The organism is Bradyrhizobium sp. AUGA SZCCT0158 (assembly GCF_018130065.1).
Classification (GTDB): Bacteria; Pseudomonadota; Alphaproteobacteria; order Rhizobiales; family Xanthobacteraceae; genus Bradyrhizobium.
Genome location: NZ_JAFCME010000010.1, coordinates 147,766 through 166,346, shown reverse-complemented (window position 1 = coordinate 166,346; position 18,581 = coordinate 147,766). Strand labels below are relative to the sequence as shown.

Annotated in this window: 22 protein-coding genes and 1 pseudogene; 13 read left to right on the top strand and 10 right to left on the bottom strand. The window is 63.0% G+C overall.

Translation table 11 applies throughout. The features are described from left to right. Positions 1 to 39: 39 nt before the first annotated feature. Genes JQ574_RS35715 through JQ574_RS16815 form a run of 3 tightly spaced genes read left to right on the top strand, consistent with a single transcriptional unit; the run spans position 40 to position 668 of the window. Positions 40 to 228 (top strand): hypothetical protein, encoded by a 189-nt coding sequence (locus tag JQ574_RS35715; RefSeq protein ID WP_312014648.1) that lies wholly within the window; start codon positions 40 to 42, stop codon positions 226 to 228. A 42-nt stretch (positions 229 to 270) separates the two neighbouring features. After that, positions 271 to 378, top strand: a complete 108-nt coding sequence (locus JQ574_RS35710; protein WP_409363430.1) for a type II toxin-antitoxin system RelE/ParE family toxin — start codon at positions 271 to 273, stop codon at positions 376 to 378. Further along, entirely contained in the window at positions 378 to 668 is a 291-nt protein-coding gene (locus JQ574_RS16815) for a helix-turn-helix domain-containing protein (RefSeq protein ID WP_212211752.1), read from the top strand. Before JQ574_RS35710 ends, JQ574_RS16815 begins: the two co-directional genes overlap by 1 nt. 19 nt (positions 669 to 687) lie before the next feature. Here the strand turns inward: JQ574_RS16815 and JQ574_RS16810 are convergent, their stop codons facing one another. Continuing rightward, entirely contained in the window at positions 688 to 1,641 is a 954-nt protein-coding gene (locus tag JQ574_RS16810; protein ID WP_212211751.1) for an alpha/beta hydrolase, read from the bottom strand. A 248-nt stretch (positions 1,642 to 1,889) separates the two neighbouring features. On the opposite strand from JQ574_RS16810, the gene JQ574_RS16805 reads away from it, so the two are divergent. Next, complete coding sequence (locus JQ574_RS16805; RefSeq protein WP_212211750.1) at positions 1,890 to 3,089, top strand: RluA family pseudouridine synthase; 1,200 nt, start codon at positions 1,890 to 1,892, stop codon at positions 3,087 to 3,089. An 8-nt stretch (positions 3,090 to 3,097) separates the two neighbouring features. Here JQ574_RS16805 and JQ574_RS35145 read toward each other — a convergent pair. Beyond that, positions 3,098 to 3,515: pseudogene (locus JQ574_RS35145) on the bottom strand (hypothetical protein). Between the two features lie 171 nt (positions 3,516 to 3,686). Here JQ574_RS35145 and JQ574_RS16800 point away from each other — a divergent pair. The 3 genes from JQ574_RS16800 (at position 3,687) to JQ574_RS16790 (ending at position 6,376) form a co-directional block, all read left to right on the top strand. Continuing rightward, positions 3,687 to 4,463, top strand: coding sequence for an ATP12 family chaperone protein (locus JQ574_RS16800; RefSeq protein WP_212272189.1), 777 nt, complete (start codon positions 3,687 to 3,689; stop codon positions 4,461 to 4,463). Between the two features lie 69 nt (positions 4,464 to 4,532). After that, positions 4,533 to 6,113: a flagellar hook-length control protein FliK gene (locus JQ574_RS16795; protein ID WP_212383690.1), complete on the top strand. Its 1,581-nt coding sequence runs from the start codon at positions 4,533 to 4,535 to the stop codon at positions 6,111 to 6,113. Continuing rightward, positions 6,110 to 6,376: an EscU/YscU/HrcU family type III secretion system export apparatus switch protein gene (locus JQ574_RS16790; protein WP_212211747.1), complete on the top strand. Its 267-nt coding sequence runs from the start codon at positions 6,110 to 6,112 to the stop codon at positions 6,374 to 6,376. Before JQ574_RS16795 ends, JQ574_RS16790 begins: the two co-directional genes overlap by 4 nt. Positions 6,377 to 6,400: 24 nt before the next feature. Here the strand turns inward: JQ574_RS16790 and JQ574_RS16785 are convergent, their stop codons facing one another. Beyond that, positions 6,401 to 7,522 (bottom strand): hypothetical protein, encoded by a 1,122-nt coding sequence (locus JQ574_RS16785; RefSeq protein ID WP_212211746.1) that lies wholly within the window; start codon positions 7,520 to 7,522, stop codon positions 6,401 to 6,403. A 164-nt stretch (positions 7,523 to 7,686) separates the two neighbouring features. On the opposite strand from JQ574_RS16785, the gene JQ574_RS16780 reads away from it, so the two are divergent. Beyond that, a complete protein-coding gene (locus tag JQ574_RS16780; protein ID WP_212211814.1) occupies positions 7,687 to 8,505 on the top strand; it encodes a penicillin-binding transpeptidase domain-containing protein in 819 nt (272 codons plus the stop codon). Between the two features lie 240 nt (positions 8,506 to 8,745). Here the strand turns inward: JQ574_RS16780 and JQ574_RS16775 are convergent, their stop codons facing one another. Then, complete coding sequence (locus JQ574_RS16775) at positions 8,746 to 9,747, bottom strand: dienelactone hydrolase family protein (protein ID WP_212211744.1); 1,002 nt, start codon at positions 9,745 to 9,747, stop codon at positions 8,746 to 8,748. Between the two features lie 75 nt (positions 9,748 to 9,822). Next, positions 9,823 to 10,236 carry a DUF4260 domain-containing protein gene (locus JQ574_RS16770; RefSeq protein WP_212211742.1) on the bottom strand — a complete coding sequence of 138 codons (414 nt, stop codon included), beginning with the start codon at positions 10,234 to 10,236 and terminating at the stop codon, positions 9,823 to 9,825. A 129-nt stretch (positions 10,237 to 10,365) separates the two neighbouring features. Between JQ574_RS16770 and JQ574_RS16765 the strand changes: the two genes are divergently transcribed. Beyond that, positions 10,366 to 11,898 (top strand): acyl-CoA carboxylase subunit beta, encoded by a 1,533-nt coding sequence (locus tag JQ574_RS16765; RefSeq protein WP_212211739.1) that lies wholly within the window; start codon positions 10,366 to 10,368, stop codon positions 11,896 to 11,898. Positions 11,899 to 12,028: 130 nt separating this feature from the next. Here the strand turns inward: JQ574_RS16765 and JQ574_RS16760 are convergent, their stop codons facing one another. After that, positions 12,029 to 13,033: an alpha/beta fold hydrolase gene (locus tag JQ574_RS16760; protein ID WP_212211738.1), complete on the bottom strand. Its 1,005-nt coding sequence runs from the start codon at positions 13,031 to 13,033 to the stop codon at positions 12,029 to 12,031. Between the two features lie 275 nt (positions 13,034 to 13,308). On the opposite strand from JQ574_RS16760, the gene JQ574_RS16755 reads away from it, so the two are divergent. After that, on the top strand, positions 13,309 to 13,656 hold the full coding sequence (locus JQ574_RS16755; RefSeq protein WP_212211736.1) for a hypothetical protein: 348 nt from the start codon (positions 13,309 to 13,311) through the stop codon (positions 13,654 to 13,656). A gap of 163 nt (positions 13,657 to 13,819) precedes the next feature. On the opposite strand, the gene JQ574_RS16750 is transcribed toward JQ574_RS16755, so the two are convergent. Continuing rightward, a complete protein-coding gene (locus JQ574_RS16750; protein WP_212211734.1) occupies positions 13,820 to 15,067 on the bottom strand; it encodes a glycerophosphodiester phosphodiesterase family protein in 1,248 nt (415 codons plus the stop codon). 152 nt (positions 15,068 to 15,219) lie between these two features. Between JQ574_RS16750 and JQ574_RS16745 the strand changes: the two genes are divergently transcribed. Together JQ574_RS16745 and JQ574_RS16740 are read left to right on the top strand one after the other, a co-directional pair. After that, a complete protein-coding gene (locus tag JQ574_RS16745; protein ID WP_212211732.1) occupies positions 15,220 to 15,534 on the top strand; it encodes a hypothetical protein in 315 nt (104 codons plus the stop codon). A gap of 276 nt (positions 15,535 to 15,810) precedes the next feature. Continuing rightward, positions 15,811 to 16,179 carry a twin-arginine translocation signal domain-containing protein gene (locus JQ574_RS16740; RefSeq protein WP_212211730.1) on the top strand — a complete coding sequence of 123 codons (369 nt, stop codon included), beginning with the start codon at positions 15,811 to 15,813 and terminating at the stop codon, positions 16,177 to 16,179. A gap of 75 nt (positions 16,180 to 16,254) precedes the next feature. Here JQ574_RS16740 and JQ574_RS16735 read toward each other — a convergent pair whose 3' ends face one another. The 3 genes from JQ574_RS16735 to JQ574_RS16725 all read right to left on the bottom strand — a co-directional run bounded on the left by JQ574_RS16735 (position 16,255) and on the right by JQ574_RS16725 (position 18,024). Beyond that, a complete protein-coding gene (locus JQ574_RS16735; RefSeq protein WP_212211728.1) occupies positions 16,255 to 16,761 on the bottom strand; it encodes a hypothetical protein in 507 nt (168 codons plus the stop codon). 120 nt (positions 16,762 to 16,881) lie between these two features. Beyond that, positions 16,882 to 17,145, bottom strand: a complete 264-nt coding sequence (locus JQ574_RS16730) for a GCG_CRPN prefix-to-repeats domain-containing protein (RefSeq protein WP_212211726.1) — start codon at positions 17,143 to 17,145, stop codon at positions 16,882 to 16,884. Between the two features lie 180 nt (positions 17,146 to 17,325). Then, positions 17,326 to 18,024, bottom strand: coding sequence for a helix-turn-helix transcriptional regulator (locus JQ574_RS16725; protein ID WP_212211724.1), 699 nt, complete (start codon positions 18,022 to 18,024; stop codon positions 17,326 to 17,328). Between the two features lie 188 nt (positions 18,025 to 18,212). On the opposite strand from JQ574_RS16725, the gene JQ574_RS16720 reads away from it, so the two are divergent. Then, positions 18,213 to 18,521 (top strand): NIPSNAP family protein, encoded by a 309-nt coding sequence (locus JQ574_RS16720; RefSeq protein ID WP_212211722.1) that lies wholly within the window; start codon positions 18,213 to 18,215, stop codon positions 18,519 to 18,521. Positions 18,522 to 18,581 lie beyond the last annotated feature (60 nt).

Sequence of the window (18,581 nt, the reverse complement as noted above, 5' to 3'; positions counted from 1 at the left end):
AAAATGTGCCAAAAATGGCACATTGAGCAATCCACATGATTGACCGAACAAAAAAAGCTGCCTGCTCGGTTCTATATCAGCCAGCAGGGCCGCAATCCTGTTCGGGAATGGATTTTGGAATTGTCTTCCGGGGACCGTCAAACGGTAGGCAAGGACATTCAGAAAGTGGAGTTTGGCTGGCCCATCGGGCATTGTGCTCCGCTTGGGCACGGCTTGTGGGAGGTGTGAAGCGATTTTGACAGCAACCGAATTGGGCGAGTGATTTTCTGCATGGGTGACGGGCACATGATCCTCTTGCACGGCTTCATCAAGAAGACGCAGAAGACGCCGCAGCAAGACATTGAGCTCGCGCTGAAGCGCAAACGAGAGGTGACGTGATGGTGAAGAAGAAAGCGCGCGTGAGCGAAGAAACGTTCGACGAATTCCTTGCCGAACAGGGCGTACTTGGAGCGTGCGAAGAACGCGCAATCAAGGAGATCATCGCCGAGCAATTGGCGGAGGCGATGAAAGCGCAGGGCATTACCAAGAGTGCGATGGCAGAGCGGATGAAAACCAGCCGGCGTCAGCTTGACCGGCTGTTGGATCCCGGCACACCGTCCGTGACGCTCGAGACGTTGCGCCGCGCTGCGAACGCCGTTGGGCGCACCTTGCGTGTTGAGCTGACGTAATGAACGGACCGTTGCGTCGCTACTTCCCCGTCTTCACAAACTCCATAATCTCATCAGTCAACCGCGTATCCGCGGTGTTGATCGCGTAGACCTCCGACATGTGGCTGTGCTGCGGCAGCATGAAGGCGCGCGCGCACCCCTCGGCGCTTTTGCAGGTGGCCTGTTTCAGCAATTCGTATTGCTCGATGAAGCGCGGTGGATCGAGTTCGGCGGCAGTGGCCATCAATGGAATCTTTGTCTCCAGCAAGCCTCGCAGTGAAGATCGTTCGGCATAGCGCGAGGGATCGGAGCCGAAATAGGTGATCTCGGCGTCGCCGACCGGCGATGCCGTCAGGTCGTAGATGCCGGAGACCATGATCGCGCCGGCGATGCCGCCGCCCTTCACTTTGTGAAGCTCGGGATGCGATACGTAGTTGGCGACATGCACCGCGCCGGCGGATTGCCCCATCAGGAAGACGCGCGCCGGATCGCCGCCACGCTCGCGGATTTTTTCGCTCACCCATAGCACCACGGACGCAAGGTCTTCGGCGCTGGCTGGATACACGAATTGCGGCGCCAGCCGGTAGGTGGCGTTGACGCCGACGAAGCCGTTCTTCACCGCCCACAGCATGATGTTGTCGTAAAAAGGACTGCCGGGGTTGCGCTTGTTGCCGGCAACAAAGCCGCCGCCGTGGATGAAGATCAGCACCGGCCGCGCCGATGAATTGGTGTCCGGCGTAAACACGTCGAGCAGATGCCGCTCCGCCGCGCCGTATTTGACGTCGCGCTCGGTCTTGATGCCCTCGTAGGGCTCCTTTTGCTGCATCGGCGCGTAGAGCGCGGCGGTTTTGGGCGGGTCAATGGTGCGCCCGAGTTCCAGCAGCTTCCACGCCAGATCCTCCGACATCGCCGGCTGCTGCGCGAGAGCCGAACCCGCCCAGATGGCTGCGATCACGGCCAGAAACAGCTTCACGGCCCATGTCGTCGATTTCATTCCCCAACTCCCGTTTGCTTCCAAACCATCATCCGGCCGCTGCCTGCCTGGCCGCCGGCCAGTCGGACAAGCTTCCGCACGCGACCCACCACACCCACTATCAGGTGGATTTGGCGCGAGGCAAATGCAGCGGAAATTGAAGCCGGATCGGCCGGGTTTTGCGCCAACTTTCCCCGAAACGGCCGATTCACCGTGACGATTCGCTGCTTTTGCGCTAGGCAACGGCCTTATCCGGAGCCAAGCCAATCATGAGCCGTCGCGTCAAAAAACCTCTCCGTCCGGCGGGCGACCGTCCCAAGGGCGCGCGTCCCTATCGGGGCTCGAAAGCCGAGCGGCCGGCCCATCGTCCGGGCGGCAAGCCGCCGGCGCGTTTTTCCGCGTCGGCGCCCCGCGCGCCGAAACCGGCGCCTTACGTTCCCGAGCCTGAGAAGATCGTCGCCGAGCCGCCGCCGTTGCCGACCAAGGTCCAGACCGTGGTCGTGACCGCGGACGAGAACAACATGCGCGTCGACCGCTTCCTCGAGGCGCGCTTTCCCGGCCTGTCGTTCTCCCACATCCAGCGCATCGTCCGCAAAGGCGAGCTGCGCGTCAACGGCAAGCGCGCCGACAGCAAGGACCGGATCGAGGAGGGGCAGAGCATCCGGATTCCGCCGCTCAAGCTCGATACGCCGAAGGTCGGCGGCACGCTCTCGGAAGCCGCGACCAAGACGCTGCAGGCGCTCAAGGACATGATCCTGTTCGAGGACGCCGACGTCATGGTGCTGAACAAGCCAGCAGGGCTTGCGGTGCAGGGCGGCTCCGGCATCACGCGCAATGTCGACGACATGCTCGAAGTGATGCGCGACGCCAAGGGGCAAAAACCAAGGCTGGTGCACCGGCTGGACCGCGAAACGTCGGGCTGTCTCCTGATTGCGAAAACGCGCTTTGCCGCCACCGCGCTGACCGGATCGTTCCGCCATCGCTCGGCGCGAAAAATCTACTGGGCGATGGTGGCGGGCGTCCCGAAGCCGAAGCAGGGCCGCATCTCGACCTATCTCGCCAAGGAAGAGAGCGAGGACGACACCATCATGCGGATCGCCAAGCATGGCGATGAAGGCGCCAGCCACGCGGTGACCTATTACGCCGTGGTCGAGACCTCGGCGCAGAAACTCGCCTGGGTGTCACTGAAGCCGGTGACGGGGCGCACCCATCAATTGCGCGCGCATATGGCGCATATCGACCATGCCATCGTCGGCGATCCCAAATACTTCAACAAGGAAAACTGGGACCTGCCGGGCGGCATCCAGAACCGCCTGCATCTTTTGGCGCGCCGGATCGTGATCCCGCATCCGCGCGGTGGCGTGATCGACGCGACCGCGCCGCTGCCGCCGCACATGCTGCAGTCCTGGAATCTGCTCGGCCTCGAGGCCGACCGCTTCGATCCGATCGAGAACGCGCCGGAGGAGTAGCGTCTCCGTCAGCGCTTGAACTGCGCGAGAAACAGCCCGCAAGGAATCTTGCGGGCTTTCGATGTCCGAAATCACCCAGCCGTCAGGCCCCTTGACGGCGATGAAGTTCAGCGTGATCGCGCGGCCGTTATTGTTGAAGCTGGCGGTGACATAGGTCTTGCCCGATTCCGTGCGCAGGATTTTGGTCGAGACCGGGCCGATTTTCCAGGTCGGGCTTTGTACCATGAAATCGTACGGCGCCTCGCGCGGGGCGATCCACGCGCTTCGCAGACTGCGATCGAAAAACTGTTCCGCGATCTCGGCGCTGCGCGGCAATCCCTTCGACAGGTCTGACGAGCCCTTGCCGTAATAGGCGTAGACGTTGCGGACCAGGGATTCCGGGGTGCGGAACCCGGCTTGTGCGGGCAGGGCGGCGAGAACAGCCATCGAAATCAGGATCGCAGCAAGGAGTTTCACGGCTCGCGGACCTTTCTTGGTTTCACCGGGCCCATTTTGGCGGCAAATGACATCAGGCGAAAGCCTTGCACACGGCTCGAATTGAAGCGTTTTTTGGCGTGAAGCGGTGTCCATTTCGCCCAAAAGCGCTATAAGGCGCGGATGCGTGAATTATTCGATGAAGTTGCCGGCCAGTCTCCGTTCGACCCGGAGGAGGCGGTGCGGCGCGCGACCCGCGTGCCACAACGCAAGCGCTTTTACGCCAGTGCCGGCGTCGGCGAGGCGGATGGCGGCTTTACGGTCACGCTCGACGGCAAGCCGATCCGCACGCCCTCCGGCCGCCATGTCGTCACGCCCAACGCTGTTATTGCGGAGGCGATCGCGGCGGAATGGAATGCGCAGGTCGAAACCATCAACCCCCTGACCATGCCGCTGACGCGCTTTGCCAACAGCGTCGGGGAAGGCGTCATCGATCGCGTCGATGCGGTGGCCGACGACGTCGAAAAATATCTCGGCACCGATTTGCTGTTCTATCGCGCTGGCCATCCCGAAGCGCTGGTCGCAAAAGAAGCCGCGCATTGGGATCCCGTGGTGTTCTGGGCGGCGAACGAACTCGGCGCCCATTTCATGCTGGCCGAGGGGATCGTGCACGTCACCCAGCCGGAGCCGGCGATCAAGGCGGCGCGCGCGGTATTCCCAACCGATCCCTGGTCGGTCGCGGCGCTGCATGTGGTGACGACACTGACCGGCTCGGCGCTGCTGGCGCTGGCGCTCTTCCACGGCGTGCGCAACGCCGAAGAGGTCTGGGCCGCCGCCCATGTCGATGAGGACTGGAACATCGAAAAATGGGGCCTCGACGAGGAGGTCGCCGCCCGCAGGGCGGCCCGGCTGGTTGATTTCACCGCCGCGGTCACCATTCTGAAGGCCTTGAAGCCTTGAATCGGGTGGTCGGTTAACGAGAGGTTTACGACGCCGGGGTAGCCTGATGCCCTGGCCGAGACCTCTGATATGGCGATCTCTATCAACAATTCCGTGCTTCCGGTGCTGGCCGCCCAAGAGGTCGGCGGCGTGGCGCCCGAGCTCGTGCTGGCGCAAGGCAGCGTGGTCAACGCGCAGGTCCTGAAGGTTCTCGACGCCAATCTGGTGCGGATCGCGATCGCTGCGCTCTCCATCGATGTCGCCACCGAAATTCCGCTGCAGGCGGGGCAGTCGCTGCAACTCGCCGTGTCGCAGACCAAGGACGGGATAAGGCTTGCACTGGTCGGGCAGGGCGGCGTCGCCAATGATGCCGTCACGCTGTCGCCGCAGGCGATGGTCGACGCGGCGGCCAACCGACCGACAATCGTAGCCCCCTCCAAAAACGTCCTGACGCCGCTGGAACGCGCGGCGGTGTCGGTCGCGGCGCAAAGTGCGGCGACCGAGCAGGACAGTCTCGCGCCATTATTCGCCAATCTCGGCGCCGCGGTATCATCCGCCAACCTGCCGCCGAAATTGCAAGCGGCGATTGCGCAGGTGCTGGCGCAACAGACCAGCCTCGACCAAAATCTCGACGGCGCCGACATCAAGACCGCGTTTCAGAAATCCGGGATTTTCCTCGAGGCGTCGCTGGCCTCGGGCGCGGTGCCGTCATCAGGCGCGCCCGATCTCAAGGCCGCGCTGATCGTGCTGCGCCAGACGCTGCAATCGGCGCTCGGCGGGGATGCAGCGGTGGCTACGAAGGCGGCGCCGGCCCAGGCCGGTTTGCCGAATGCCGCCCCCGGCCTCGTACCGTCTGTGGCTCCCGATCTCGACGTCCACGAAATCCTGCTGCCGCAGGCGCGGCTGCCTGTGGCTCAGGAGATTGCCCAAACGCGCGGTGGCCTGCAGGGCGCTCTCGCCCAGGCGCTTAACTCCGGACCGAGCGCGGGCGCGACCATGAACCTGCTGCAGGAAGCGCTGCAGCAATTCGGCACGCCCGCGCGATCGGCAACACTATCGAAGGCGGCGCCCGGCGACGATGTCACCGTTCACACCAATACGCCGCCGCCGCCGTTTCGCGGCGCCTCGCCGACGGCCCAGCCGGTCGCGTTACCCTCGCTCGCGCCGGACGCGCCGCTTGCCACCACCGCGCATCATCTGCTCGACGACACCGATGCGGCGATTGCGCGGCAGACCCTGCTGCAGGTCGCCTCGCTGCCGGACCGCATCGATGTTACAGGCCCGAAGGTCGACGCAACGACGCCGCGCTGGAATTTCGAAATCCCGTTCGTGACGCCGCAGGGCACGGCGATGGCGCAGTTCGAGATTGCCCGCGACGGTGCTGCCGCCGAGGTCGAGGCCGCCAAGCAGGTGTGGCGGGCGCGGTTTTCGCTCGATGTCGAGCCGACCGGTCCGATCCATGCGCTGGTGTCACTGGTTGGCGAAAAGACCTCCGTGCGGATGTGGGCGGAACGTCCCGCCACCGCCGCGCAGCTGCGCGCCGGTGCATCAGAATTGAGCCAGGCGCTCACCAGGGCCGAACTGCAGCCCGGCGAGATCGTGATCCGCGACGGCGCGCCGCCGCAGGCCGCCCCTGCCAAGGCCGGGCATTTCCTGGACCGCGCGCTATGAGCGTCGAGGTCCGCAACCAGCTCGCGGTCGCGCTGCACTACGACAAAAAGGGCGCGCCGCGCGTCGTCGCCAAGGGCAAGGGCACCATCGGCGCCAAAATCATCGAGCTCGCCAAGGCCCACGACATCCCGATCGAGGAGAACGAGGTGCTGGCGGGCGCGCTGTCGCATGTCGAGATCGGCGACGAAATCCCGGAAGAGCTCTACAAGGCGGTCGCCGAAGTGCTGATTTTCGTGCTGCGTCTGACGGGGCGAATTCGGTAGCTGCTACGAAACGACCGTTCGCCGCTATTCGATGCCCCAGCGCTGCGGATCGAGCAGTTCAGCCGGCGGCTTTATCTCGTCGAGACTGATCGGGCGCCGAGACAGGCGGATCGCGGTCCAGCTTCGTTCGTCGGTTCTACTTCTGCCGGAGAGACTTTCCTTCAGCAAAATGCCATCGCTTGTCAGACAAATAAGGTGGCTCGCGTCATGCATGTGTATGCCGAACCATCGGCATGTTTCACCAAGGACCGTTTCGGAACGCTCCAGATCCTTTGGCTCGATCGCTTTCGCTTGCTCGGGAGTAAGTGTAGAGGCTTCTGATTGTGCGTGCTCGTGTCTTGCCAAGCGGAGCTCCTCATGTGGGTGACCATCAGCATGAGTATATTGCAGACGGAAGCTGCGAGAATCGTGCGTGATCCTGACGCTGCGTCGGAAGTGGTTGACTTTTTCGTCCAGATATTCCCAGGCACCATGACGACGCGTGGTGCGGATCGCTTTTTCCGCCCCGGCGGTGCCGTCGGAGAATTCCATGACCACCTCGTGATCGGGGATCGATTTCGCGCCTGACGTCGGTGGATTCTGATCCCACCAATCCAATGCCAGAAGTGTGCGTGGCGGCTGCACTTCTTCCGGGCTGACAGGTCGGCGTACAATACTGGTGGCTTCAGCCGAACCCGCCACTTCGCCTTTCCCATCGACGCTCTTCGACCATAGTTCGATGCCGTGGTCGGTGATGCAACTCAGATGGGTGACTCCGTGCCTGGAACGCTCGTCAATGGGGCGCGAGACGTTCCACACGGTGCAGCTTTCATCCAGATATGTCTGCCGCTCGCCAGTATTGCGAGGTTCATCGTTGCGGCGACGACTCGGTTTGCGACCGTGCGCGAATGAGATGGATCGGGCGTTATCGTCAATGCCTACACGCACGGCGTCGCTCGCGGAGATATAGGCGGACGTGCCGCCTTGATCGATGCGCTTCCACTTGCCGTGATAGGTCACGGTCCGCTGCCCGGACTTGCCCCAGGAGTTCCAGGCCATGGTGACCACGTAATCGGGTTGGCCGGCGTGACGCGCGAAGGGCGCTTGAGGGGCTGCGGGGCCACTGGCGAAGCAGGCGATGACGGGCAGGAGAAACAACGTCCTCAAGGCGGGCTCCATAATGCCATTCGCACAGATAGCATTCAATTTGCGCCGCAATCTTGACGATTCTACTCGGGAATCCCCTGACAAATCTGGCATTTCCGTTGTCATTGTTTTACCACGATGCCACCTGCATCGTTCCTGCGTTCCTCAATCGTTTCGGATATCTCGTGATCAATCGCCGCCATGCGCTCGGACTTGTTGCCGCCGCCAGCCTTTTGCCTTCGCGCGGTTTCGCCAATGTCTCTTATCAGCGCAGCGAATTTCGCGACGATCTGGCAAAACGGTTCTTCAGCCTGGGAACGGTCGGCACCTTCGTCGGCTACAAGGTCGACGATTATCTGATGATCGCCAGCGACAAGGTCCGCTCCGGAGAGGACAAGCTGCCGGCTTCCACCTTCAAGATTCCGAATTCGCTGATTGCGCTGGAGACCGGCGTGGTCGAGGACCCGGACAAGGATATCTTCAAGTGGGACGGGGTGACCCGCAGCATCGCGGCCTGGAACACCGACCACACCCTGCGCTCGGCGATCGCGGTCTCCGCGGTGCCCGTCTATCAGGAGATCGCCCGGCGCATCGGCTCGGAGCGGATGCAGAAATATCTCGACCTGTTCGAGTACGGCAACCGCGACATCGGCGGCGGCATCGATCAGTTCTGGCTGACCGGCAAGCTGCGCATCGACCCCGTCCAGCAGATCGATTTCATCGACCGGCTGCGGCGCGGCGTGCTGCCGGTCGGCAAGCGCAGCCAGGAGCTGGTGCGCGATATCCTCCCCGTAACGAAAGTCGGCGACGCCACGATCCGCGCCAAGAGTGGTTTGCTGGGCGCCGAGCAGGGCAGGCCGTCACTGGGCTGGATGGTCGGGTGGGCCGAGAAGGGCAACATGCAGACCGTGTTCGCGATGAACATGGACTGCAAGGAGCCCGCCCACATCGCCGCGCGCATGACGGTGACGCAGCAATGCCTGTCGGACATTGTCGCGATTTGAATTCTTCTTCCCTTCTCCCTTGTGGGAGAAGGTGGCATAGGCGGCCTCCGGCCGCCGTTCTTAGAACGCCGATGCTTTGCATCGGCTATGGCGCCGGATGAGGGGTCTCTATCCGCCGTGAGATTGATCGTGAGGAGAGAACCCCTCACCCCAACCCTCTAAGAGCGAGCTTCGCTCGTCTCGACCCACAAGGGGAGAGGGGCTCACCGCTGTCGATGAGACACCTGACCTACTTCCAATTCACCCCAGCTTGAACAGCGCCAGCAAAAAGTCGCTCACGGCCTTGCGCGCTTCCGCGGCGGTCGTCGGGTTGCCGCCGACATGCGGGTTGAGCTCGATGCAGGCATCCTTGTAACTGAACGGCGCCTTGGTATCGCCATTCATCAACACGCCGCCTTCGCCCTCGCTGAGCTTGCAATTGCGGGCGGTCTGCGCATTGGTGGACACCGTCGTCGTGCTGAGGCCGAGCAGGCCGGAATCGAAGCCGTGCGGGGAGTCCGGATATTCGGTCAGCACCACGTCGCGCTTGGCTTCCTGCAACCGGGCCAGATAGGCCTTGCAGCTCGACACCGGATTATAATCGTCGGGCGTGCCGTGATGGATCCGGATCGGACGCGCCGCGACTTCGGTGTCGGTGGCATAGCTCGTCGAGCAATCCGGATAGAACGGGATGTAGGCGGCGAACTGCGCGCCGGATTTGTTCCAGAGCTTGTTGAATCGATCGAGGCTGGCGTAGAGCGTGGCCTGTCCGCCGCGCGAAAATCCCATCAGCACGATCCGCTCAGGGTCGACGCGCGGATGTTTGGCCAGGATCTCCAGCGAGCGATAGATGTCGACGATGAAATTGAGCCGGCCGAGCAGGCCCTGGTTCGGGCCAACAGCGGTGAGGCCGCGGCCCGAGAAGCCGTCGATCACGAAGGTCGAAATCCCCAGGCTGTTGAGCTGACGCACCCACGGATCCATGCCGGCGCCGACGCCGCTCGAGCCGTGCATCAGCACCACGACCGGCAGCTTTCCAGTGCCTTGCGCGATGCGGAATTGACCGGCGACGGTGACCTGCTTGCCGTTGCTGTCGCCATTCAAAAATTGCTGGTCCGAAATCGTCAGCGACGGGATCGCGTAGATTTCGGTGCGCGCGGCGACGTCCCTGGGGATCGACTGCGCGTTGGCCTCAGGGTCGCTCAGGAGAATCCCGCCGCAAAAGATCGCGGCCGTGACGGCAAAGCGCCAGTCTCTCAGCATCGGTATGCCCCCCAGTATTTTTCGTCGTGGGAGCAACTAGACCAAGCAGAGGAATGCCTGTCAAACCGGTCAGCCCTAGGTCGATCTCTTCCCGATCCGCCCGAGATGGGTGAAGCCGAACCCGGTGGAATATTTCAGCCCAAACCCCAGCGCGCGGTCGAAGCCGATATGGGCGAGCCAGATCATTGCGATCGACAGCACCAAGGGCTCGGCGGTGACAAAGCCCACTGTCATCAGCGCCATCGGCACCATGTAGGTGTGGGCGGCGTTGTAGAGCATCGCCCCGAAGCGCGGCCCGAAAAAATAGGCGGCGAAGCTGAGGTCGGGCGCCAGGAACAGGACGGCGTAGACCCACCACGATCCGTCCCAGACCCAGTAGAGCAGCGTCATCCCCAAAAACAGCGCCAGGCCTTCCAGCCGGAGCATGGTTCGCAGGCCCCCGGTAACGGCCCCGGCAGGCTCGGCGGTCGCAGTATCCGTCAATTGCATCCCCTGTGCAGAGGTGCGGATATAGGTGCACTTCCGCACCGGTACCAGAGGGCATGAAGGGGTGTTTCCGGTTCGCAAAAGGCCGTGTTAGAACCCCGGCCAATTCGGACCTGAGACGGGCGGCAGCACATGAAAGACATCCTGGACACCCTCGAAGAACGGCGCGCCGGCGCCAAGCTCGGTGGCGGCGAGAAGCGCATCGAGGCGCAGCACGCCCGCGGCAAGCTGACGGCGCGGGAACGCATCGAACTCCTGCTCGACAAGGGCTCGTTCGAGGAATTCGACATGTTCGTCGAGCACCGCTCGGTCGAATTCGGCATGGAAAAGAACAAGATCCCCGGCGACGGCGTCGTCACCGGCTGGGGCACCGTCAACGGCCGCAAGACTTTTGTATTCGCGAAAGACTTTACCGTGTTCGGCGGCTCGCTGTCGGAGACCCACGCGCTGAAAATTACAAAACTGCAGGACATGGCGATGAAGGCGCGGGCGCCGATCATCGGGCTCTATGATGCCGGCGGCGCGCGCATCCAGGAAGGCGTAGCTGCCCTCGCGGGCTATTCCTACGTGTTCCGCCGCAACGTCATTGCGTCAGGCGTGATCCCGCAGATCTCGGTCATCATGGGCCCCTGCGCCGGCGGCGACGTCTATTCGCCCGCAATGACCGACTTCATCTTCATGGTGAAGAACACGAGCTACATGTTCGTCACCGGGCCCGATGTGGTGAAAACCGTCACCAACGAAGTGGTCACGGCCGAAGAACTCGGCGGCGCCTCCGTGCACGCCACGCGCTCCTCGATCGCCGACGGCGCGTTCGAAAATGATGTCGAGACGCTGCTGCAGATGCGCCGGCTGATCGACTTCCTGCCCTCTAACAACACCGACGGCGTGCCGGAATGGCCGAGCTTCGACAATATCGAACGCCTCGATATGTCGCTGGATACGCTGATCCCCGACAATCCGAACAAGCCCTACGACATGAAGGAACTGATCCTCAAAGTCGCGGACGAGGGCGACTTCTTCGAGATCTCGGAGACATTTGCAAAAAACATCGTCACCGGTTTTGGCCGCATCGCCGGCCGCACCGTCGGCTTTGTCGCCAACCAGCCGATGGTGCTGGCGGGCGTGCTCGACTCGGACGCCTCACGCAAGGCCGCGCGCTTCGTTCGGTTCTGCGACGCCTTCAACATCCCGATCGTGACGTTTGTCGACGTGCCGGGCTTCCTGCCGGGCACGAGCCAAGAATATGGCGGCCTGATCAAGCACGGCGCCAAACTGCTGTTCGCCTATTCGCAGTGCACGGTGCCGCTGGTGACCATCATCACCCGCAAGGCCTATGGCGGGGCGTTCGACGTGATGGCGTCCAAGGAAATCGGCGCCGACATGAACTACGCCTGGCCGACCGCCCAGATCGCCGTGATGGGCGCCAAAGGCGCGGTGGAAATCATCTTCCGCAGCGACATCGGTGACTCCGATGCGATCGCCGCGCGAACGAAGGAATACGAAGACCGCTTCCTGTCCCCCTTCATCGCCGCCGAACGCGGCTATATCGACGATGTGATCATGCCGCATTCGACGAGAAAGCGGATCGCGCGGGCGCTGGCGATGCTCAGGGATAAGAAGGTCGAGATGCCGGCGAAGAAGCACGACAATTTGCCGTTGTAAGCTTCGTAGGGTGGGTTAGCGAAGCGTAACCCACCATCTTTGGTCTTCGCGCCCGCAATTGATGGGTATCGCTTCCGCCTTCGCTCTTTGAGCTACGGCGGACAGGTCGCTCCACCCATCCTACGCACCGTTATCGGCCCCCGAGAAACCCCAGCAGCAGCTCGTTATATTTCGCCGGTGCCTCCAGAAACACCAGATGCCCGGTGTCCGGTATCACTTCGGCGCGGGCGTTCGGCATTTTGGCGGCGAGCGCCTTGGCGAGGTCGGCGTTGTGGCCCATCTTCGGCCGCAACGCTTCGGGCGCATTGGCTTTGCCCGGTGCGTTGTGATCGTCGGCGCCCATGATGAACAGGGTCGGGCGCGTGATCAGCGGGATTTCATGCGCCACCGGCTCGCGATAGATCATTTGCGCGGAGCTGACGAAGGCGCGCAGCCAGCGCGGATATTCGGCGCTGCCCTTGATGTTGAAACGCGCATCGATGAAGGGCGTGACCTGGTCTGCCGGCAGCTTTAGCGCATAATTGGTCTCGAGCTGCTTGCGATATCCGTCGGCGGTCAGTCTGTCCTCGTTCTCCAGAATCTTTTCGGTCGGCGTCGGCGGCACATAGAGACGGTAATCCTCGAGCCCGATCGGCGCGGTCAGCACGAGATGGTCGACCCTGTCAGGGTAGGCGCGGGCGATCCGCACGCCGAGCATTCCGCCGAGCGAATGGGCGACGATATCGGCCTTGCCGATCTGCAGATGATCCAGCAGCGTCATCGTGTTGCGTGCCAGCGTGTCAAAATGCAGCTCGCCTTGCGGCTTGGAGGATTTGCCGAACCCGATCTGGTCCGGCACCACCACGCGATAGCCGGCGTCCGAAAGCGTCTTGATGACCGGCGCCCAATAGCTCGACGGGAAATTGCGGCCGTGCAGCAGCACCACGGTGCGCCCGTTCGGCTGCACCGGGGCGACATCCATATAGGCCATCCGTACTTGCTCGCCGTCGTTGGTGAGCGGCAGCAGGTTGACCGGATAGGGATAGGCGAATCCTTCCAGCCCGATGCCATAGGGCTCGCGCGCGGCGGCGCTGGCTGGTGCATGAAGTGAAACGAGCAGGGCGCTGGCCAGCGCCGCGGCACAAAGACGATTCATTGGGAACTCCGACGGCGTTGGCCTCGCGTGGCGGCATCGGAATCAAGACGCGATGTCCACTTCAGGCAACGACATACCGGCGTTAAGGTTTCGAGTGGAAGGGGGGCGCCCTTCACGAAACGTCACCATCGCTTGATCGGGATCGCGCTCCGTGAACTGGTGCGGAAAAGTCGCTCGAACGATCCAGCGTGCAGAGGCCTGAAGCCCGACGTCTTGATCACCGGCACCCGCAGCGCGTAGGGTGGATTTCCACCAATTCCGGTATCTGCCCTTCAATGATCGAAGACGACCCGACTGAAGAGATTTCACGGATCGAAGCGCGGCTGGAGCAGCTTGCCGAGGCCGCCGAGCGATGCGGGAAGTATATTCTGGCTTCCAAGGCGGCCATCGCCGGCGGCGCCGCGCTATTGCTCGTGACGATGCTTGGCTTGTTCGGGGCCGGCATCGTTTCCGCGCTCGGATCGATCGCGATGATCCTTGGCGGTATTGTCTCGCTCGGATCGAATGTCAGCACCTTGCGACAGACGGAGGAAGCCATCGGCGCCGCCGAGTTGGCCCGTTCCGATCTGATCGGCAGGATCGATCTGCGGATGGTCAGCGATGCCCCGATGAAACTGGCTTGACGGGTATCAGCCCCGCCACCGGTGTCGTAGGGTGGGTTAGCCACCGGGTCACGCGAATGCGCGCCCGATGATAAACTCCGCGTAACCCACCATCTTTTTCCGTCCACCGCATCGGTGGGTTACGGCTTGCGCCTAACCCACCCTACGATTCCGGCGAGTGCCGTTACTTCATCCCCATGCAGCTCGCATAGAACGTCGTGGTCGCCGGCCAGTCCGAGAACATGCCGCGGATGCCGACCTGTTTTGCCAGCACGTCGAGCACCGTCAGCGTGTCGCCGTCGCGGTCGATGGCCGGTTTGATGGAGCGATGATAGAAGCCGCCGCCCTTGTTGAGCGGGCCGTCGCGCTCCAGCGACCAGCCGATCAGATCGAGGCCGGCGGCCTTCGCGGCCTTGGCGTATTCCGACGGGATGATTTCCTTCTTGTCGTTCAGCGTCAGCATGGTCCAGATCGGCGGCGCCAGGATTCTGACGCCTGACGACTTGAGTTCGGCCATCGAAGGCTTCCAGGTCTCGGGCTTGGCGGGATCAAGACCCTGCTTCTCGTAGCGGTCCTCGAGATAGACCGCCTGCGCGCCGAAGTCAGGTTCGGTCTTTATCCAGAACAGCACATCGGCCAGATTAAAACTCTGCGCGAACACGTCGCTCGCCGGAACGCCCGCGGCCTTGTACGCCTGCAGCATTTGCGCGGCGTACTTCTCCTGGGTGTAGTCGCCGTCGAACGGCATCGGCACTTCGGGCGACTTCAGCTCGGGCGTGAACTTGGCGCCGAGGCTCTTGATCAGCGCGATGCTTTCGTCATGCGTCATCAGCGTGCCGGAAGCGGCGTAGAGATCCGTGCGCCAGCGCGGCGTGCCGTTCTGGTAATCGGTCACGTTGGTGGCGTCAGGGTTGAAGCTGTCCATCTTCGCGGTCAGCGACTTGAACTCGGCGAGCGTGATGTCGCTGGTGCAGCACTTGGCGGAGGCCTTCTTGCCGGCGGCGGGGTCGGCCGGGCTGAAACCTTGCGTGCATTTGGCTGCGAGCGCCGGCACCGACAGGATGTTGGTGGTGGTGTGCAAATCGCATTGCGCGTGCCGGCAGACCAGCTGGCGGTCCTTGGTGAAGGTCACGTCGCATTCGATGATGCCGGCGCCCATCCGGGCCGCGGCGGTATAGGATTCTTTTGTGTGCTCGGGAAATTGCATCGCCGCGCCGCGATGGCCGATCGAGAAATCGGTCTTGTGGAACGGCCCGTTGCATTGGCTGAGCTTTTCCTTGAGCGGGCCGTCCTTCATCTTGTCGACGAGGTAGAACGGGCGCGGGCCGATCTGCGCCTCGCGGGGCAGGGGCACACTTTGCGCCGCGGCGGGAGCGGCGGTCGCAAACAGCGCGAGCGCGGAGAATAGAACCAGAAGGCGGCGAGAGTGCATGAACGAACCTCGGAAGTGGCGGTGTAAAAAACGGATATCACCACGACATTATGACGCCTGCGTGTGGGGTTGCGCCCGCTTGCGGTTTATCTACAGTTCGCGCGGTCGCACGGCGGTGATCTTACGCAAAATAACAATCGGGAGGAACCGAAATGCCGAAGGCCCTGTTCGTCGTCCGCGCCACCGTGACGGATGCCGCAAAGCGTCAGGCGTTCGATGCCTGGTATTCGCGCGAGCATCTGCCGGACGCTGTCAAATCGTTCGGCGCCGAGAAAGCGTGGCGCTACTGGAGCCTCAGCGATCCCGCGCTGCATCACGCGATGTATCAGTTTCCCGACGAGGCTGCGCTCGATCGCGCGACCAAAGCTCCCGACATGACCCGGCTGATCGCCGATTTCAACCGCGACTGGCCCGACGTGACGCGCACGCGCGAGGCGCTGGTGCTGGCCGAGGAATTTGCGAAGTAACTCACTGTCGTCCCGGCCTTGAGCTCAGATGCGCAATTGCGCATCGGGGGACCCATAGCCACCGTCGGTAATTGTTTAACACGCTGGTCGTTATCTTCTTTTTCCATCAACACCGGCCGCGGCGTATGGGTCCCGGCCCCCGTGCGCAATTGCGCACTAGGCCGGGACGACGTTAGTGGCGGACAGCCAAACCTGAATGCGCAGTTCAGCTGGCATTCATCTCGGCGCACCGAAACTCTCCTGCTCAATCCAACCGATCGCAGAGGAGGAGATGTCATGGAGCGCCGGCACTTTCTGAAACTCGCCTTTGGATTTGCGGCAGGTGGTGTCGCACTTGCGGCCGGCGCACAGGCGGCGCCGCTGACGCCGCAGCCGCTGGTTCCGGACGGCCAACTCCCTGCCAATCCGGATGCGCAACCCGCCGTCACGTCCGGCGATGAGGTCGATCAGCTCCAGCCAGAGGAAGTGCGCGGGGGCCGAGGCCGTGGCCGCGGATGGGGTCGTGGCCGTGGCTGGGGCCGTGGCCGCGGATGGGGCCGTCGGCGCTGGGGCTGGCGCCGTCGGCATTACGGCTGGCGCCGCAGGCATTACGGCTGGCGTCGCCGCCGCTGGCGCCGTCGCTACTGGCGACGCCGTTACTGGTAACGTTCGTGGGGACGGGCGGGGATGGCATTTGCCGTCCCTGCCTTATCGGGTCGGCGTGGGCTTCATTCCATCCGGCTATTTGATTTTCGGCGAAGTCTCGAAATTCGCCTGCGTGTCCTGCGTGTGAAGGTGCTTCAGCCTTCCGCGTTCTTCGATCAGATAGAAATGGTTTCCGACAATACCGGCCTCGTTGCGGGCGCCGCGGAACACGATCATGCGGCTGTTGGCGCGGCTGACGACGGGATCGAAATCATCTGACACCTCGTGCCAGCCGGAGACCGTGAACAGCTCGATGATCTTGCCGGTGCGCGCATCGAGCAAGGTGGGCGCGACGCAGGTCGAGCCGCACGGCAGCTTGACCACGATGTAACGGCCCGCCGCATCGATCTTCCCGTCGTCGGCTGCGGCGAGAAAAGTCTCCCGGCGGGCGCGCAAATCCGGCGTCACCAGCCGCGGGATTGCGATTTTGCCGGCGTAGACCCTGACCGGATAATCCGCGAATTTGGGCGGTGCTTCGGCACGCGCCGATAGGGTGAGGCAGGCCAGCGCGATCGCGGTGGCGACAAAGCGGAGGGAGTTCATGGCTGCTTGCCCGGAAAGGTGCATCCCGCTTCGTCTGCGCAACACGCCGTGGCGTTCAATGCCGTCCTGCCCATAAAAAAAGCCCCGCCGGAGCGGGGCCTTCTGCCGTATGAATTGATATTACCGAACGCGGCAGCGCCCGTAGGCCCAGACCATGCCGTAGGGGCAAACCCGGCCGCCGGGCCGCACCACAACAACCGGGGGCCGCACGACGCGCGGGGGGACGTAGACGGCGCGCGGCGCCACCACAACACGGCCGCGATTGAGCACGCATCCGCCATAGGGACCGCGATGATAGCCGGGGCCGCATCCGCCCGCGGCATTCGCCGCGCTGAAGCTCGCAAACGAGGCTGCGACCAAGACTGCAGCGAAAAGGTACTTCATGTTTTCTCCCGATTTTTAGCCGCCAGGCGGCGCGGTTCCGAACCTAGTCACGGGACCTGAATAGAAAATGAATGTTGTTGATTCGTGAAACAGCAGCAAGAAATTGCCGGTTGTGCGGCTGTCACATTTTCGTTGCCACGCCTCATTTGGGGCCAATTCGTAAACAAACGGCTGCACGAATTAAGCTTCGCTCGGGCCGAACAGCGCCGCGAACCGCTTCTCGCCGTTGCGCGTGAAATTGACGACGCGGCTGCCCGGCGCGCTATCGCGTGCGGCCCAGTTGAGTTCGGTGAACCGGCTCATGACCGCCGCACCCAGCGTGCCGGCGAGGTGATGCCGCCGTTCGCTCCAGTCGAGGCAGGCCTTGCAGACCGGCCGGCGTGGATGGGCCAGCGTATCGGCGTCGATCTGCAGCGCCTTTGCCATGAAGCGCTTGCCTTCACCGGTGAGTTCGATGGTCTCCTTGCTTTGCCGGACCAGCTTCTGCTTCTTCATGCTGTCGAGCATCTGCACGCCGAGATCGCCGGCGAGGTGGTCGTAGCAAATCCGCGCCCGGCGCAGTGCCGGCTCTTTCGGCCCGGTGCGCACACGCGTGTGACCGGCGCGTTCCGCAAGCCCCGCAAGGCCCTCGAGCACGCCGGCGACATCGGGATCGGTGAGGCGGTAGTAACGGTGCCGGCCCTGCTTCTCCTGCTCGATCAGGCCGCCGGCTTCCAGCTTGGCCAGATGCGAACTCGCCGTCTGCGGCGTGATCCCGGCCTCGTGCGCCAGCTCGGTCGCGGTCAGCGCGCGGCCGGTCATCAGCCCGGTCAGCATGTTGGCGCGCGCGGGATCGCCGACCAGGGAAGCGACCATTGCGATGTCGGGGCCTGCTTTCATAGTTCGATGATAGCCGAAGCATCGCCGACGATCAAGCGGGTAGTGTTGGCTCGAACGTCATTGCGAGCGAAGCGAAGCAATCCATCGCGCCACGTGCGGAGGAATGGATTGCTTCGTCGCTTCGCTCCCTTGCGCAAACGCTTCGCGTTTGTCGCAGGCAATGACGACAACAAGGACCGGAGAACAACATGACCATCACCGTCTTCATCCGCTACCAGCTCGATCCGTTCAAGCGGGCGATGTTCGAGGAATATTCGAAAAACTGGCTCAGCATCATTCCGAAATGCGGCGGCGACCTGATCGGCTACTGGATGCCGCATGAGGGCACCAACAACATCGCCTTCGCGCTGATCTCGTTCGACAGCCTCGCGGCCTACGAGAGCTACCGGGCGCGGCTGCGCGCCGACAAGGAGGGTATGGCCAATTTCAGCTTTGCCGAGGAGAACCAGTTCATCCTCGCCGAGGAGCGCACGTTTCTGCGCAAGGTCGTGGCGTGAGCGTCTGGCGGAGCAGGCGGTGCGTACCTATGTTCGCCGCGCCAACAAACAATTCGGGGA